The sequence below is a fragment of the Achromobacter sp. 2789STDY5608621 genome (assembly GCF_001299375.1).
Classification (GTDB): domain Bacteria; phylum Pseudomonadota; class Gammaproteobacteria; order Burkholderiales; family Burkholderiaceae_B; genus Achromobacter; species Achromobacter insuavis.
In genome coordinates, this window is the sequence record NZ_CYTU01000012.1 from 77,817 (window position 1) to 93,199 (window position 15,383).

The following is a 15,383-nucleotide window of genomic DNA, read 5'->3' on the forward strand; positions in this document are numbered from 1 at the left end:
CCTGCCGGCATTGCGTTCCATGGCGCGCCGTCCAGGCGCCGCCCTCGCCCTTTTTCTGTTTGCCAACCCGGCTTCGCGCCGCTCTACCGACATGACCCCATCGCATCCCTCACCCGCCTCCAACCGCTGGCTGCAACTGCTGGCGGCCTGCCTCACGGCCGTGCTCATTCCCCTGTGCTTCACCGGTCCGGCGGTGGTCCTGCCGTCGATCAGCCAGGCGCTGGGCGGCACGCCGGTGCAGCTGAACTGGATCCTCAACGGCTACATCCTGGCCTACGGCAGCGTCATCATGGTGTCCGGCAGCCTCACCGACCTGTATGGCCCGCGCCGCGTCTGGCTCGGCGGACTGGCCTGGTTCTGCGCCTTCACCTTCCCCATCGCCTGGGCGCCGTCGGCCGGCTGGATCGACTTCCTGCGCCTGATGCAGGGCGTGGGCGGCGCGGCCGCGTTCGCCGCGGCCATGTCGTCGCTGGCGCCGCTGTTCCACGGCGCGGCGCGCGCCCGCGCTTTCAGCCTGCTGGGCACCACCTTCGGCATCGGCCTGTCGTTCGGACCGCTGATCTCCGGCTGGCTGGTGCAGACCGCCGGCTGGCGCTGGGTGTTCCACGGCACCGGACTGGTGGGGCTGGCCGGGCTGGCGCTGGTCGCCGCCAGCGTGCGCGCCACCGCGGGCGCGGCCGGCGGCCGCTTCGACTGGCGCGGCGCGCTCAGTTTCACGGGCGCGCTGGGGCTGTTCACCTACGGCATGCTGCTCGCCCCCGAAAACGGCTGGACCGACACAGCGGTGGCCGGCTCGCTGCTGGCCTCGGCGCTGCTGGGCATCGCCTTCATCCGCACCGAGCTTCGCGCCACGCACCCGATGCTGGACCTGTCGCTGTTCCGCCGCCCGCGCTTTGTCGGCGTGCAGGCGCTGGCGGCGTCGCCGGCATTTCTGTTCATCGCGCTGATCGCCCTCCTGCCCAGCCGCTTCATCGGCATCGACGGCCACAGCGCGCTGCGCGCCGGCCAATTGATGATGGGCCTGGCCACGCCGCTGCTGGTGGTGCCGTTTCTGGCGGCGCTGCTGACGCGCCGCTTCAGCCCCGCCGCGCTGTCCAGCACCGGCCTGGTGCTGGCGGCCCTCGGCCTGGCCTGGCTGGCCCGCGACCTGGGCGGCGACGCCGACCGGCTGTGGCTGCCGATGAGCCTGATCGGCATCGGCATCGGCCTGCCCTGGGGCCTGATGGACGCCATGGCGGTCAGCGTGGTGGAACATGAACGGGTCGGCATGGCCACCGGCATCTTCAACACCGTGCGCGTGTCCGCCGATGGCGTGGCCATCGCCGCCATCAGCGCCCTGCTGGCCACGCTGATCCATGCCCAGGCCGCCACCGCCCTGCCCGACGCGGGCGCCCAGGCGCTGCTGCAGGCCGCCAACCGCGCGGCGCTGGGCCAGCTGGACGAGGCGGGCGCGTTGCTGCCCGGCGCCGGCAACCTGCTGCACCACGCCTACGACCTGGCCTTCGGCCAGGTGCTGTATGCGCTGGCGGGCTTCGCGCTGGCGCTGGCCGTGCTGGTCTACGCCTTGCTGGCGCGGCCCGAGACGGCGCCGATGGCGCGCGTGCGGACCCAGGCGCATTGAACGCCGGCCGCATGGCTCGCATGGCCCGGGCGCATTGATTACCCGCCGCGGGGCCCGGACGCATTGATCGCCAGCCGCATGGACCGGGCGCGCGCGGGCGTCCGGGCCATGCGGCGGTTTGCGCCAGATCAATCCGTCCCCAGGCCGCCGCGCCCTACTATTCGCGCTGCCGTTCCACGCCGCCAGGAGACCCTGTTGTCCGAACCAGACCTGCCCGAACCCGACATCTGCACCGAAGCCGAAATCCGCGACCTGGTGCATACGTTCTACGCCAAGGCCCGCGCCGACGCCGCGCTCGGCCCGGTGTTCGCGGCCCAGGTGCACGACTGGGACGAACACCTGGCCACGCTGTCGGATTTCTGGTCGGCCGTGCTGCTGGGCACGCGGCGCTTCACCGGCATGCCCATGCCCAAGCACGCCGCGATGCCGCACCTGAGCGCCGAGCTGTTCGAGCGCTGGCTGGTCCTGTGGGGCGAGACCCTGGCGGCCCTGCCCAACCGCGCGCTGGCCGACGCCGCCGGCGAGATGGCCAAGCGCATGGCGCGCAGCCTGTGGTACGGCTACCAGCTCAGCCGCGATCCGAACCAGCCGCTGACGGAACTGCGCTCGGCCACCGCCTAGCGCCTCGGCCTGCATCCAGAGGCGTCTCGCGCGAATGCGGGCGCCGGCGCCGCCCCCCGTCTAGTCCACCCGCCACCAGCTCGGCAGCAGGTTGCGCACCTTGGCGCGGCGGTAGCGGTCGTCGATCAGGTGCACCGTGCCCACGTCGTGCTCGGTGCGGATGACGCGGCCCGCGGCCTGCACCACCTTCTGCATGCCGGGATAGAGATAGGTGTAGTCGTAGCCCTGTGCCTCGCCGTAGCGCCGCTCCATGGCGCGCTTGATGTTCTCGTTGACCGCATTGACCTGCGGCAGCCCCAGCGTGGCGATGAAGGCGCCGATCAGGCGCTTGCCGGGCAGGTCGACGCCCTCGGAGAACGCCCCGCCCAGGACCGCGAAGCCCACGCCCTGCCCGCTTTCGGTGAAACGCCCCAGGAAGGCGGCGCGGCCGGCTTCGTCCATGCCCGGCGTCTGCAGCCAGATCGGCACCTGCGGATGGCGCGCGCGCATCAGGTCGGCCACTTGCCGCAGATAATCGAAACTGCTCAGGAAGCCCAGGTAGTTGCCCGGCCGGCGCGCGTACTGGTCGGCGATCAGGTCGGCGATCGGCGCCAGCGAGCGTTCGCGGTCGCGGTAGCGGGTCGACACATGGCCGACCACCTTGACCGCCAGCTGCTCGGCCTGGAACGGCGCGGCCACGTCGATCCAGGCCGCCTCGGCCGGCAGGCCCAGGGTGTCGCGGTAGAACTGCTGCGGACTCAGCGTGCCGGAAAACAGCACGGTCGCGTGGGCCGCCGCGTGCCGCGCCGCCAGGTACGGCGCCGGCACCACGTTGCGCACGCACAGCGTGGACGGCGGCGTCTTGGCGCCGCGCGCGCTGCCCTCGGCCCGCGTCACGTCGAACAGCGCGTGCGGCCCGAACTGCTCGGCCAGCCGCATGAAATGCAGCGCCTCGAAATAGAACGCCAGCACCGGATCGTCCTGCGCCAGCGGCGCCTCGCCGAGGTAGTCGGTGATGGCGGCCACCGCCTTCTGCACCGCCGCCAGCACGCCGGCCGGCGCCTCGTCGTAGGCCTGGTAGGCCTCGGCCTGCTTCTTGTTGAGCGCGGTCCAGGACCGCTGCAGGCCGTCCAGCGGCTTTTTCAGCGCCTTGGGCGCGGCCTGGCGCGCCGCCGCCAGCCCGAGCTGGTTCAGTTCGCCGGTGTACATGCGGCGCGCGCGGTCGACCAGGTTGTGCGCCTCGTCCACCAGCACCGCCACCTTCCATTGGTGCGCCTGCGTCAGCGCGTGCAGCATGGCGGTGGCGTCGTAGTAGTAGTTGTAGTCGCCCACCACCACGTCGCTCCAGCGGATCAATTCCTGCGACAGGTAGTACGGGCAGACCTGGTGGGCGCGGGCGGCGGCGCGCACCGCCGGCGCATCCAGCCGTGGCTGGGCCAGCGCCGTCTCGCGCGCGGCCGGCAGGCGGTCGTAGAAGCCCTGCGCCAGCGGGCAGGAATCGCCGTGGCAGGCCTTGTCGGGATGCTCGCAGGTCTTGTCGCGCGCCTGCAGGTCCAGCACCCGCAGGCCGGGCGCGGCCGGCTGCGCGTTCAGCGTATCCAGCGCGGCCAGCGCCAGCCCGCGCCCCGAGCCCTTGGCCGCCAGGAAGAAGACCTTGTCGAGCCCGGCGCCCGGACCGGCCTTGAGCAGCGGGAACAGCGTGCCCAGCGTCTTGCCGATGCCGGTGGGCGCCTGCGCCATCAGGCAGCGGCCATCGCGTGCCGTGCGGTACACCGACACCGCCAGCTCACGCTGGCCGCTGCGGAACTCGCCATGCGGAAACGCCAGCTGTTCCAGCGCCGCGTCGCGCGCCTGGCGGTGCGCCAGTTCGGTGCGCGACCACGCCAGGAAGCGGTCGCACTGTTCATGGAAGAAGGCCGCCAGCCAGGCCGCGTCGCGGGTCTCGGCCAGCACGGTTTCCTCTTCGGTGGCGACGTTGAAGTACACCAGCGCCACGCGGATCTGCGCCAGGCCGCGCGCCTGGCACAGCAGGTGGCCGTAGACCCGCGCCTGGGCCCAATGGGCGGCGCGGTGGTTGTCGCGCACGCTGTCGAGCCGGCCGCGGTAGGTCTTGATCTCTTCGAGCTGGTTGGCGACCGGGTCGTAGCCGTCGGCGCGGCCGCGCACCAGCAGGTTGTCGTATTGCCCGGAGAGCGCCACCTCGGTTTCGTAGGCGGGCCCGCGCCGGCCCGTCACGGCGGCGTGGCCGGCCATGCCTTCCAGGCCGCTGGGCGCGGGCGTGAAGCGCAAGTCCAGGTCGCCCGCGCGGGCCGTGAATTCGCAGAGCGCGCGCACCGCCACGGCGTAGCTCATGGCGCCGGCTCGCTCGAGGCCGCGCGCGGCGCCGGGGCCGGCGGCGGCTGCGCGGACGCCGGCTCGCGCCAGCTGACATGGCAGACGCGCACCGGCATGCCGTGTTCGGCGCAGTACGCCAGCCAGCGAATCTGGTTGTCCTGCAGCTTGTCGCCCGGCCCCTTGATCTCGATGAGTTCATAGCCAGGCGCGTCCGGCTGGAAGCGGATCAGGTCGGGCAGGCCCGAGCGGTTGGCCTTGACGTCGCGCAGCAGCCGCAGGAAGAACAGCTTCAGGTGCGCCGCCGGCAGATGGTCCAGCGCCCGCTCCAGCAGCGGTTCGTCCAGCGCGCCCCAGAAGACGAACGGCGACTGCACGCCCTGTTTGTCGGCGTAGCGCTGGCGGATGGTGGCGCGGTATTCGCCCGTGTCCAGCTGCGCCAGGCAGGCGGCGAACAGCGCCTCGCGCCGCGCGTGGAAATCGGGCGCGTCCAGGTCGGCCGGCCCGCGCTGGAACGGATGGAAAAACGCGCCCGGCAGCGGCGCGAATACGGCCGGCCAGCACAGCAGGCCGAACAGCGAATTGATCAGCGTGTTCTCGACGTAATGGACCGGCGCGTCGTCGCGGTGCAGGTGATCGCGCGCGGCGAACTCGACCGGCGCCGGCGGCGCGGGCCGCTCGAGCGCCAGGTCGAAACGCGTGACCGGGGCGGCCGCGCCGCGCGGCGCGCCCTGCCCCAGCTTGCGGCGCAGGCGCGGCAGCATGCGCGCCAGGCGCTGGGATTCTTCCTCGCTTTCGGGCCGGGCCTCGGCCTGCAGGGCCAGCGCCAGCGCCGCGTCGAAGCGCGCCATGCGTTCGTACACGCGGATGCGGCGATGACGCGCGCCGGGGTAGGCGCAGAGCGTGTACACCCGCTGCGCGGCCTCCCAATCCTGGGCCCGCTCGCAGGCCTGGCCCAGGCGCAGCAGCACCTTGGCGCGGCGCTTTTCGAGCCAGGCATTGCCGCTGGCGCAGTCGGCCACTGCCTGCAGCAGCGCATCGACATCGGGGCCGTCGTCCAGCGCCTGGCGGCAGGCGTGCAGGGCCAGGTAGCGGTCGACGTCTGCCCGCGCCTGGAAGGCCCGCGAGGAAGGCTCGAATGGCACCGCCTCGTACTGGAACACGCCCAGGTCGGCCAGGACGAACTCTGACCAGTCCTGGTGCAGGTTGCCGAAGAACATCAGGCGCAGGCGCTCGCACAGGTCGGCCACCGCGACGCGCCAGGCCGGATCGGAGGGCCCGGCGGCGCCGCGGCCAGCCACAAGCGCGGGCGCGCCATCCAAGCCTGCGCCGCCGGGAGCAGCGGCGGGATTCCAGCCCGCATAGGGCTGCGCCTCGGGCTGGCTGGCCCGCAGGCCCGCCAGCAGATCGGCCTTGCGCGCCACGCCCTTGGGGCGGGCGGCGGCGAACAGCCGGTCGAGTTCGGGCCGCGTATGCAGCCCGAACAGTTCGTCCAGCGTCATCGGCGCGTCGGCGTCCAGCCAGCCCAGCGCCAGCAGCGGCGCGGCGGCCTCGGCCGTGTCGGGGATTTCCTCGTAGACCAGCCGGCTGGCGCGGAACCACGGCCCGCGGCGCATCAGCATGCGCACCAGCAACGCCTGCGAAGCTTGCGGCAAGGCCGCGAAGTCCGCCATGAAACGGCGTTCGCGGTCATCCAGCAGGTCGGCGTAGCGTTCGCCGACCCACGCCAGGGCGCGCTGGAAATTGTGCAGGTAGTAGTAACGGTGCGGGGGCAACATCGGCCGGAACGAATGACTGGGTATTTATCCAGTAATCATAGCAGGCCGACTCGCCTGCCGCCCCCCTCGGCTTATACCTATGCGTGACGCACGATCTCGAACCCCTCATCGTCCTGCGGCGCCACGAAATACGCCGTGATCGCGTCGTACTGCGCCTCGCTGGTCGTGAAGGGATGCGTGCCGGATTCGTTGCGCGCGCGCAGCCGCGCCTTGCAGACCGCGTCGGGCAGGTCCAGGAAATGCAGCTGATGGCGGCAGCCGGCGGCCTGCGCCGCCTCGCGCAGCCAGGCCCGGCTGGCGCGGGTATTGGCCGGAAAATCCAGCACTACAGACAGCCCCGCCGCCGCCAGCGCGGCGACGTGGCCGCCCATCGCCTGACGCAGGCGGCCGGCGCAGCGGGCATAGTCGGCCACCTCGCGGATCTCGCCCGGATACAACGCCGCCAGCCAGGCATCCTCGCTGATCAGCACGGTGCGCGGTCGCGACGCCAGTTGCGCCGCCAGGGTGGACTTGCCGGCGCCTATCTTGCCGCACAGGAAATGCAGCACCGGTTCGGCGGGGGATGACACGGAAGACGCGTTCGATTGCATGGACTGCCTCTGGAAAAGACCAATGGGCGGGCCAACAAAAAAGTGCCGGTGTCAATTCTTTCGCGCAAATCAAGAAGGACTTGAAACCGTATATGGGACAGTAGGTTAGCTCCTTTCGGGGCCGCTTAGAAGAAGAGCGGCGTTGTCGGCTAGGAGCGACATAGGAGCGTTGGGAGAGAAAGCCGCATCGCACTGTGTAGTGCTGGATTGCCGAGGAACGGCGGGCCTGTCGCATCATCATAGCCCAACAGGCTCGGCGGCATCCAGAATGAAGAACGCGCAGCCTGGGCTGCGCGTTCGATGGATGCCGTTGAATAGCATGCGGTGCAATCATGGCGGCTTCGGTGGTGTGCTGCGGGTCGCCGTGCCCTTCCTGAATCCTCGATCCCCCGCCATGAACGCTTCCAGCATATGCGGGATCAGCGTCGCCGCATCAACGGCCTCGCCATACGCCTGCGCGTGTAGCGCGGCGTAGCGGTCGAGGTCGACTTTCAAGCTGGTCGGGCAAACGAAAGTCAGCTTGGTGCTCTCGGTCTTCGGCAGCGGGCCGAGCCGCAGCTTCTTGGTCGTGCTCATCGTGAAGTCCCCCGGTTGAAGAACAGCGGCTGGTACGGCCGCAGCACCAGATCCCGGTTGACGATGATGCGAACCGGCAGGCCCGGCCGTTGCGTTAAGGTCGGCTGGATGTTGAGGTTGCGCCGGGTCATCTCCTGGCCGACCTGATTGATGCTGTCCTGCGCGCTGTCGCGCCCAGCGATGATGACGCGATCACCATCCTGCCGGTTCTCCGGCGCGGCCAGCTCGGCACCGACGCCCAGCAGCGTGGTGAGTGCCGCACCGGCAAAGATGCGGCCCCAGTGGTAGTCCACATCGTCCTCCAGCCCGGCATAGCCGGCTGGGTCGGTGCCGGCCAGGTTGTCGAGCGTGAGCGAAGACGTGTCCGGCAGGATGATCCGGTTCCAGACGACTTGAACGCGGCTCTGCCCGTAGCTGACCTGGCTGTTGTATTTGCCCAGGATGCGCGAACCCTGCGGAATCAGCAGGAAGCGCCCGGTGGCTGTGTCATAGACCGGCTCCGTCACCGTGGCGATCACGTCGCCGGGCAAGTCCGACTTGATGCCCGTCACCAAGGCACCTGCGACCACTGTTCCGGCCATAACCTGATACGGCGAAATTGGCAGAGTCAGATTGCCGGAATTACGGGTTTCAGTGGGGCCAGCTTTCATGAAAGCCTCTTTCTGGTCTTGCCGGTTTTGCACCGCTGTCGGGTCAGCAGGTTGGGCCGCCGTGGAGGCCGGCCCGGCCGCCAGCGGGTCAAACGCCGCATTGGCGGCGAAGCCCGGCGCAGCGGCCACCTGTGTCTGCGCTACCGGCGCCGCATTCTGCCCACCCGAGCGGAAGAACACGGACGAGGCCGCGGCCGCCTCGGCTTCTTTTCGCAGGGCATCGTTCGGGTCGTGACCGGGGGCCGCGTAGGCAGCCGTCGCCGGTTGCTGCGACTTCACGATAGCCGGGCCAAGATCGCCCGGCAGCGGTGGCCCTAGTTCGGGAACGGCAGGCAGCAACGCCGGCGGCAGCTTGGAATAGTCCGTCGGCAGCGCATCCAGTCCTTCCGACTTTGACACGCGATCGACGTTGTAAAGCTCGGTCTGCTCGCCTGTGCTGCGTCGATGAGGTTGCAGCGACCACATCAGCGCGCCGAGCACGGCGACCGCTAGGACGCCGGCAAGGATGGCCAGCGAGCGCCGGTTCAGGCGTGTGACTGGACGCGGCTGGGCGCGCAGCGCCACTGCCTCCGGCGCCACCTTGTCCGCCTGCGGCGCGGCAAGGTCGGGAGTGTCATCCTGGCTCATGGTCAGTTCCTCCGTGCAACACCATCGGTGCGCTCGATCCGCACCACGTCGCCGCCATCGCCGCCCAGCCGCAGTTCGGCCGCGCCGAACAGGCGATCCACGACGTAGTACGGCGAGCGAAAACGGTAGTTCACCAGTTGCCCGTCGCCCTGCGCGCCGATGACAAACAGCGGCGGCAGCTCGCCCTGGGCGATGCCCGGCGGGAACTGGATATAGACCTTCTCTCCATCATCGAAGGCGCGCAGAGGCTTCCACGGCGGGTTGCTGCCCGATACCGCGTAGCGGAAGCGGATCTTGTCCAGCGACAGGCCCGTATCGACAGGCGTTGTTGCCTGCGCTGCCTGCGCCTGGCGCTGCAACGCGAGCATTCGGTCTTTCGGATAGTCCCAGGACACCGACGCCATCCATGCCCTCTCGGTCGAGGTCAGCTCCAGCAGGTAGGTGCGCCGACTGGTGGTGATGACGAGATTGGTTTTCAGACCGGAGCGGATAGGCTTGACCAGCACATTGACGCGCAGATCGGCCCCGCCGCCGCTGGACGTGTCGCCCACGATCCAGCGCACGGTATCGCCGGCGGCGACCGTTACCAGTTCCTCGCCCGGTTGAAGCGAAACCACCGTCACGCGCCCCGGCGACGCATAGACCTGATAAAGCGCGCCATCGGTGAACGGCCACACCTGAATCGCGTTGACGTAGCCCTCACGGGTAGGCGCGATACGCGCTTCTGCATTGGCACGGGAAACGCGCACCTTTTCGTCGGCCGGCTCCGGCGCAACGGGGGCCTCATCGAGTTCCGGCAGGGGCTTCAACTGCGCCGGCAGCGCCAGCGGTTCAGGGACGGCGACGACTTCGACGGGCTTGGGCGGTTCGGGCAACGGCTGGGCCAGCACCGTCTCGTCGAGCGAGATGGATGGCGGCGGCTTCCCCTGCGAGGCGCAGCCCGCGAGGGCCAGCAGCGTCAAAGGAACAACGTAAAGGCGGAAACGAAGTTTCATGGTTTGGCTCCTTCGGAAGAATCCAGTTCGCGGCTCCATGACAGGCCGTTGACGTAGATACCCAATGGGTTCTTGAGCAGGCGCTGTTCAGTACGCGGGGTTTGCAGGACGGTCGAAAGCACGGCGTTCCAGCGTTCGGTGCCGGCGGGCGCACCGTTGACATAGCGCTGCTCTGTCCAGCGCACGTTGAAAGACGTGTCGCTCGCGCGAACCACGCTGGTGATTTGCACCGTTACCGATTCCTTGCCGATGCGGGCGAATGGGTCATTGGTGCGGGCGTAGTCGTTGAGCACCGCCGCGCCCTTGTCGGTGGTGTAGTCGTAGGCATCGAGCCAGTTCTGCCGCACCACGATGGGGTCGATGGACAGCGAGCGAACCAGCGTCACGAAGCGCGCCAGGTGGTGCGCGATCTGCGCGTCGCCGGGCCGGTACGGCGTGGCGGCCTCTCCCACGGCGCGCACCTGCCCGGCTTGATCGACCTCGATGACATAGGGCGTCACGATGGACTGCGCCGAGCGCCACACCAGGCCGCCGGCCATCAACAGCGCGAGCACTAGGCAGCCGAAGGCCATCAGGCGCCAATTCTTCGCCTGCACGCGGGCGGAGCCGATACGGTCGTCCCACACCTGGGCGGCGGCTTGATACGGGGTGGCAGGCTGCGGCGTATCGGCGTAGCGCACCTGCGGTCGTTTGAATCGCATGGGTGTTCTCCTTGAAGGTTAGGTATCGGAATCCCGCAGGCTCGGGCCTTGCCCGGAGCCGCCGCCGTCGCCGCCGCGCAGCGTGTGGGCGGCAGTGGTCGCGGCATGGGTAGCCTGCTGGCGGCGGTGCATCCGCTTGGCCCAGGCCGGTTGCTCTTGCTTCTGCGAGCCTGCGGTGCCGTCTGCGGTCTGGCCGGGGCCAGCACCGTCGCTGCCGGCTTCTGTGCCGTTCCAGCCAGCGCGGAAGGAGTCGGCCACCTTCTGCCCAACAGCGGAAGCACCAGAGGTGACGCTGCGGCCTGCGGCTTGTGCGCCAGTCTTGGCGACATTGCCGAGGCCAGCCGCCGCGCCCTTGGCACCGCCGCCGGCCGCAGCGGAACCGGCCTGGAACGCCGATCGGGCACTGCCGGCCGCCGAAGTCGCGGCACGCGCACCGGCACCGGCCAGCTTTGCGGCCGCCGGGGCCATTCGTGCCCCGGCCATGACGGCGCCGCCCACGCCCGTTACGGCGGCGCCGATGGCAACGCCGGTGCCGACAGCCCCGACCGCAGCACCAGCCATCGCGCCCGCACCAAGCTGTGGCGCACCGGACACCAGGCCGGTGGCGATACCGGGGCCGAAAATGCCCAGCGCCAGCAGCGCGAGCGAGGCCAGCATCACGACCAGCGCGTGGTCGATGGATGGTTCGTCGGGATGCACCTGGAACTCGGCGAACAGGCCTGAACCGATGCCGACGATGACGGCCAGCACCAAGACCTTGATGCCTGACGACACCACGTTGCCTAGCACCTTTTCCGCGAGGAACGAGGTCTTGTTCCAGAGTGCAAACGGGATCAAGACGAAGCCGGCGAGCGTAGTCAGTTTGAACTCGATCAGCGTGATGAAAAGCTGTACGGCCAGCACGAAGAAGCAGAGGATCACCACCAGCCAGGCGATGAACAGAACCACGATAGGGTCGATGTTCACGAACACCTCGGGGAACCCAGCCATGTCCCCGATCTGTTCCAGAATCGGCGCGGCTGCGTCGATGCCGGTCTTCGCCAGCCGGCCCGGCTGAAGGAAGTTCTCCATCGTGATGGCCGAGCCGGTAGCGGTAATTCCCAAGCCGGCGAACGAGCGGAACACGATGCTCGCCAGCCAGTTGAAGTTGCCGATGATGTAGGCGAACGCGCCGACACAGAGCACCTTGCGCAGCAGCTTGGCGATCACGTCGTCGCCCTGGCCGGTGGCGTGGCTCATGGCCCAATACAGGCCAGCGATCGTCATGTCGATGACGATGAGCGTGGCGGTGAGAAATGCCACTTCGCCCTGCAATAAGCCGAAGCCCGAGTCGATGTAGCGCGAGAACGTATCGAGGAAACGGTCGATGATGGTCACGTCGTTCATGGCGAATCCTCGGGCGGAGTGAGCGGAACGGCGCCCTCTGGCAATTCATCTGCGGGCGTATCGAAGCTCGGCGGAATCGGCGGGAGTTCAGCCAGCGAGTTGTATTCATCCGGCCCGGTATGGCCGGCGAAGAAGCGCCGCCGGAAGGCTTCAGCGGCGGCGCGGCAGGCATCCTCGCCCACGGCCTGCCGGTCGGCCGCGCATTGCCCGCGCAACGCCTTGAGCCGCACCGGATCTGCGGCCAGGGCGTCGGCCAGGTTCTCGGCCGGCTGCTGGCCGCACGCGGTCAGCAGCACGGCCATCAGGACGGAAGCGCATCGCATGGCCGCCTCCGGTCAGTTGTTATAGAAGTTGACGGACTGCGGCGTGTACGGCGTGCCGGTGCCCAGAAAGCGCCGCCGCACTTCGCGGGCGCGCTCCATAGCCGCCGCTTGCCGCGCCAGTTCCAGTGAAGCGGCCCGGTCTTGCGTGATCTGGAGCTGCTGCGCCTGGATCGACTGCTTGGCCTGCAAAGCCAGGAGCTGGTTCGTCGCCTGCATCGCTTGCAGCGCGCCGGTGGCCGACTGGCTCTGGCTCACGAGATCGGCCAGCGCGCTTTCGTCTTGGGCGAGGTTCTGCGACACCTGCGCCTGCATCCGCATCGCGGTGTGCAAGCCGTTCAAGGTGTTCTGCCAGCGTTCGCGGGCGTCCTGTGCCATGCGGTCGCCGCTGATGGTGGCGGCGTACTGTTCCGGGTACAGGCGGGCGAACGTGGCATCCATGCTCTGCACGTCGTAGGCCAAGCCGCGCGCCTCGGCGATCAGGCGCTCGGTGGTGGCGAGCGTCGAGCGCAGGCGGTTGACGATGTTGAAGTCGAGATTTGCCAGGTTCCTGGCCTGGTTCATCAACATCTGCGCCTCGTTCTGAAGCTGGTTGATCTGGTTGTTGATCTGTTCCAGCGTGCGCACGGCGGTCAGCGTGTTCTGCACGAAGTTGGACGGGTCGAACACCGTCAGCGCGGATGCGGGCTGCACGGCCAGCAGCGATACCGACAGCACGGCAGCGAGTGAGACAGAGAGCAAACGGGGCTTGGTCTTCATGGTGAAACCTCCAGCGGTTGAGAAGCGAGAAAGGAAGCTGCCGCCGGAGCGGACGGCAGCAGGTCGGCGGCCCAGCCGAGGCCGCGATGGCGCAGCCACGCGCCGGCGAAGCCGGGAGCGCCGGCCTGCGTCAGCACGCGGTCAATATCGCGTTGGTCTTGAGGGGTGGATGCGCCCGCGAATGCGAGCGCGACAGGCCCCAGGTCGAGGTCGAACAGGCGATTGCCGAGGCGCGACTGGTAGTAGTAATCGCGCTTGGGCTGTGCGGTCGCCACGATCTCAATCTGGCGGCTGTTCAAGCCGAAGCCTTCGTAGATCGTGCGAATCTGCGGCTCGGTGGCCTGCGGGTTAGGTAAGAAGATCCTGCTCGCGCAGCTTTCGATGATGGCTGGCGCGATGGTCGAGTCCTTGATGTCGGCCAGCGACTGCGTGGCAAAGATGACGCTGACGTTCTTTTTTCTGAGCGTCTTGAGCCATTGCCGGATGCGGGCCGCGAAGGACGGCTCATCGAGGAACAGCCACGCTTCATCGAGGATCAGCAGCGTGGGCGCGCCGTCAAAACGTTCGTCGAAGCGGGCGAACAGGTAGCGCAGCACTGCTTGCACGGCGGCGGGGCTGTGCATCAGTTCTTCCATCTCAAAGCCCTGCACGTCGGCCATGCCCAGCCGGTCGTGGTCAGCGTCCAGCAGCTTGCCGTGGGCGCCGCCCAACACATAGGGCGCGAGCGCTTGGCGCAGCGCGTTGGACTGCAATAACACCGACAAGCCGGTCATGGTGCGCTGCTCCACTGGCGCACCGGCAAGGCTTCGCAGCGCCGACCAAATGGCAGCCTTCTCGTCCGGGCCGACCGTCACGCCTTCGTGCAGCAGCCGGCCCTCCACCCATTCGGCGGCCCAGGTGCGGTAGCCCTCGTGGGCTATTCGCGCGAGTGGCTGGAAGGCGATGCCGCCATCGGCACCGAGGTCGTAGTGCTCACCGCCAAGGCCGAGGATGGTGGCGCGCATCGAGCGCCCCATGTCGAAGGCGAAGATCCGCGAGCCGAAGTAGCGCCGGAACTGCATGGCCAATATGGCGAGCAGCACCGACTTGCCCATGCCGGTCGGCCCGGCGACAAGGGTGTGCCCCACGTCGCCGATGTGCGTCACCAGCCGGAACGGCGTCGCGCCATCGGTGCGGGTGACGATCAGCGGCGGGCCATCGAGGTGTTCGTTCTTCTCCGGCCCAGCCCATACCGCTGACATCGGCATCATGTGCGCCAGGTTCAGCGTCGAAACGATGGGCTGACGCACGTTCGCGTATGCGTTGCCGGGGACGGACGACAGCCAGGCATCGACTGCGTTGAGGGTTTCGGGGATGGTCACGAAACCCCGGCCCTGGATGACGCGCTCCACCATGCGCAGCTTCTCGTCGGCCACGGCCGGGTCGGCGTCGAGCACCGTCACCGTGGCGGTGAGGTAGCCGAAGGCGACTTGATCGCTGCCCAGCTCCTGCAAGGCGGCATCGGCGTCGGCGGCCTTGTTGCTGGCATCGGTATCGACCAGCGGGCTTTCCTGCTGAAAGATCGTTTCGCGCAGCAGCGCGATGACGTTCTTGCGCTTGGCGAACCATTGGCGCCGCAAGCGCCCCAATTCCCGTTCCGCCTCGGCTTTGTCCAGGCACAGGAAGCGCGTACTCCAGCGATACGCAAAGCCCAGGCGGTTGAGGTCGTCCAAGATCCCCGGCCAGGTCGAGGTCGGGAAGCCTCGTACCGACACCACGCGCAGGTGCTGATCGCCCAGCATGGGCGCCAGGCCGCCGACCAGCGCGGCATCGGCCAGCAGTGCGTCGATATGGAACGGCACGTCGGGCACGCCGACGCGATAGCGCCGCGTGGAGACTGTGGCATGCAGGTAGGTCAGCGTCTGGCTATCGTCCAGCCAGGCAATCTCCGGCATCACACCATCGAGCAGGTCGAACACGCGATCGGTCTCTGCCACGAAGGAATCAAGCCGACCACGCCAGTCCACACCCTCAGTGGGCCGGTTCTCGTACAGCATCCCAGCCGCACGGGCGCGAGACTCTTGCGGCGGTAGGTGTTGCAACGTGAAGTGATAGACGCTCTCGAAATGGCCATCCGACTCCTCGAACGCCGCGCGTCGCTCCTCATCCACCAGCCAGGACAGTGGTTCGGGAAAGGAGGATTGCGGATAGCTCGATGCCCGCATCCGCTCGGCCTCGATATAGAAGGCCCAGCCAGACCCGGTACGGCGAAGCGCGTTGTTCTGCCGCGCCGACGTGGCAATCAGCTCGCCCTGTGTCGCACTGTCCAAGTCGGGGCCGCGAAACTGGAACGTGCGTTGAAACGAACCATCTTTGTTCAGCACAACGCCCGGCGCGACCAGCCCGGCCCAGGGCAGCCAGTCGGCAAGCAAGGCCGGGCGCTGACGATATTCGGCAAGGTTCAGCATGG

At 68.6% G+C, this 15,383-nt stretch carries 13 protein-coding genes; 2 read left to right on the top strand and 11 right to left on the bottom strand.

Annotated features, from left to right (window positions below):
* Positions 1-91: 91 nt before the first annotated feature.
* A complete protein-coding gene (locus AOZ53_RS14210) occupies positions 92-1,621 on the top strand; it encodes an MFS transporter (protein ID WP_054434697.1) in 1,530 nt (509 codons plus the stop codon).
* Between the two features lie 210 nt (positions 1,622-1,831).
* The gene (locus tag AOZ53_RS14215) at positions 1,832-2,242 is read left to right on the top strand and encodes a group III truncated hemoglobin (RefSeq protein WP_054434737.1); all 411 of its coding nucleotides are present in this window, start codon (positions 1,832-1,834) and stop codon (positions 2,240-2,242) included.
* A gap of 60 nt (positions 2,243-2,302) precedes the next feature.
* Here AOZ53_RS14215 and AOZ53_RS14220 read toward each other — a convergent pair whose 3' ends face one another.
* From AOZ53_RS14220 to trbE, 11 genes are all read right to left on the bottom strand, one after another.
* Positions 2,303-4,573, bottom strand: coding sequence for an ATP-dependent DNA helicase (locus tag AOZ53_RS14220; RefSeq protein ID WP_054488278.1), 2,271 nt, complete (start codon positions 4,571-4,573; stop codon positions 2,303-2,305).
* Positions 4,570-6,330 carry a VRR-NUC domain-containing protein gene (locus tag AOZ53_RS14225; RefSeq protein ID WP_054488280.1) on the bottom strand — a complete coding sequence of 587 codons (1,761 nt, stop codon included), beginning with the start codon at positions 6,328-6,330 and terminating at the stop codon, positions 4,570-4,572. The genes AOZ53_RS14220 and AOZ53_RS14225 overlap by 4 nt, the downstream gene beginning before the upstream one ends.
* Positions 6,331-6,407: 77 nt before the next feature.
* A complete protein-coding gene (locus tag AOZ53_RS14230) occupies positions 6,408-6,920 on the bottom strand; it encodes a P-loop nucleotide/nucleoside kinase family protein (protein ID WP_054434692.1) in 513 nt (170 codons plus the stop codon).
* Positions 6,921-7,250: 330 nt separating this feature from the next.
* The gene (locus AOZ53_RS14235) at positions 7,251-7,496 is read right to left on the bottom strand and encodes a DUF2274 domain-containing protein (protein WP_000108283.1); all 246 of its coding nucleotides are present in this window, start codon (positions 7,494-7,496) and stop codon (positions 7,251-7,253) included.
* Positions 7,493-8,773, bottom strand: coding sequence for a TraB/TrbI/VirB10 family type IV secretion system protein (locus tag AOZ53_RS14240; protein WP_003092274.1), 1,281 nt, complete (start codon positions 8,771-8,773; stop codon positions 7,493-7,495). Before AOZ53_RS14240 ends, AOZ53_RS14235 begins: the two co-directional genes overlap by 4 nt.
* A 2-nt stretch (positions 8,774-8,775) precedes the next feature.
* Entirely contained in the window at positions 8,776-9,768 is a 993-nt protein-coding gene (trbG, locus tag AOZ53_RS14245; RefSeq protein ID WP_000776560.1) for a P-type conjugative transfer protein TrbG, read from the bottom strand.
* The gene (trbF, locus tag AOZ53_RS14250; RefSeq protein WP_001211312.1) at positions 9,765-10,469 is read right to left on the bottom strand and encodes a conjugal transfer protein TrbF; all 705 of its coding nucleotides are present in this window, start codon (positions 10,467-10,469) and stop codon (positions 9,765-9,767) included. Before trbF ends, trbG begins: the two co-directional genes overlap by 4 nt.
* 18 nt (positions 10,470-10,487) lie before the next feature.
* A complete protein-coding gene (gene trbL / locus AOZ53_RS14255) occupies positions 10,488-11,855 on the bottom strand; it encodes a P-type conjugative transfer protein TrbL (RefSeq protein ID WP_001000746.1) in 1,368 nt (455 codons plus the stop codon).
* Positions 11,852-12,178, bottom strand: a complete 327-nt coding sequence (locus AOZ53_RS14260; protein ID WP_014603538.1) for a hypothetical protein — start codon at positions 12,176-12,178, stop codon at positions 11,852-11,854. The genes trbL and AOZ53_RS14260 overlap by 4 nt, the downstream gene beginning before the upstream one ends.
* Before the next feature lie 12 nt (positions 12,179-12,190).
* On the bottom strand, positions 12,191-12,934 hold the full coding sequence (gene trbJ / locus AOZ53_RS14265; RefSeq protein ID WP_003092277.1) for a P-type conjugative transfer protein TrbJ: 744 nt from the start codon (positions 12,932-12,934) through the stop codon (positions 12,191-12,193).
* Positions 12,931-15,381, bottom strand: coding sequence for a conjugal transfer protein TrbE (gene trbE / locus AOZ53_RS14270; protein ID WP_000933135.1), 2,451 nt, complete (start codon positions 15,379-15,381; stop codon positions 12,931-12,933). The genes trbJ and trbE overlap by 4 nt, the downstream gene beginning before the upstream one ends.
* Between the last annotated feature and the right edge of the window lie 2 nt (positions 15,382-15,383).

What these genes read in the sequence shown, in the direction of transcription:
- trbJ (WP_003092277.1), bottom strand. Translation starts at nt 12,934, where the DNA reads ATGAAGACCAAGCCCCGTTTGCTCTCTGTCTCACTCGCTGCCGTGCTG.
- AOZ53_RS14260 (WP_014603538.1), bottom strand. Translation starts at nt 12,178, where the DNA reads ATGCGATGCGCTTCCGTCCTGATGGCCGTGCTGCTGACCGCGTGCGGC.
- AOZ53_RS14210 (WP_054434697.1), top strand. Translation starts at nt 92, where the DNA reads ATGACCCCATCGCATCCCTCACCCGCCTCCAACCGCTGGCTGCAACTG.
- trbF (WP_001211312.1), bottom strand. Translation starts at nt 10,469, where the DNA reads ATGCGATTCAAACGACCGCAGGTGCGCTACGCCGATACGCCGCAGCCT.
- trbL (WP_001000746.1), bottom strand. Translation starts at nt 11,855, where the DNA reads ATGAACGACGTGACCATCATCGACCGTTTCCTCGATACGTTCTCGCGC.
- AOZ53_RS14225 (WP_054488280.1), bottom strand. Translation starts at nt 6,330, where the DNA reads ATGTTGCCCCCGCACCGTTACTACTACCTGCACAATTTCCAGCGCGCC.
- AOZ53_RS14230 (WP_054434692.1), bottom strand. Translation starts at nt 6,920, where the DNA reads ATGCAATCGAACGCGTCTTCCGTGTCATCCCCCGCCGAACCGGTGCTG.
- AOZ53_RS14235 (WP_000108283.1), bottom strand. Translation starts at nt 7,496, where the DNA reads ATGAGCACGACCAAGAAGCTGCGGCTCGGCCCGCTGCCGAAGACCGAG.
- trbG (WP_000776560.1), bottom strand. Translation starts at nt 9,768, where the DNA reads ATGAAACTTCGTTTCCGCCTTTACGTTGTTCCTTTGACGCTGCTGGCC.
- trbE (WP_000933135.1), bottom strand. Translation starts at nt 15,381, where the DNA reads ATGCTGAACCTTGCCGAATATCGTCAGCGCCCGGCCTTGCTTGCCGAC.
- AOZ53_RS14220 (WP_054488278.1), bottom strand. Translation starts at nt 4,573, where the DNA reads ATGAGCTACGCCGTGGCGGTGCGCGCGCTCTGCGAATTCACGGCCCGC.
- AOZ53_RS14240 (WP_003092274.1), bottom strand. Translation starts at nt 8,773, where the DNA reads ATGAGCCAGGATGACACTCCCGACCTTGCCGCGCCGCAGGCGGACAAG.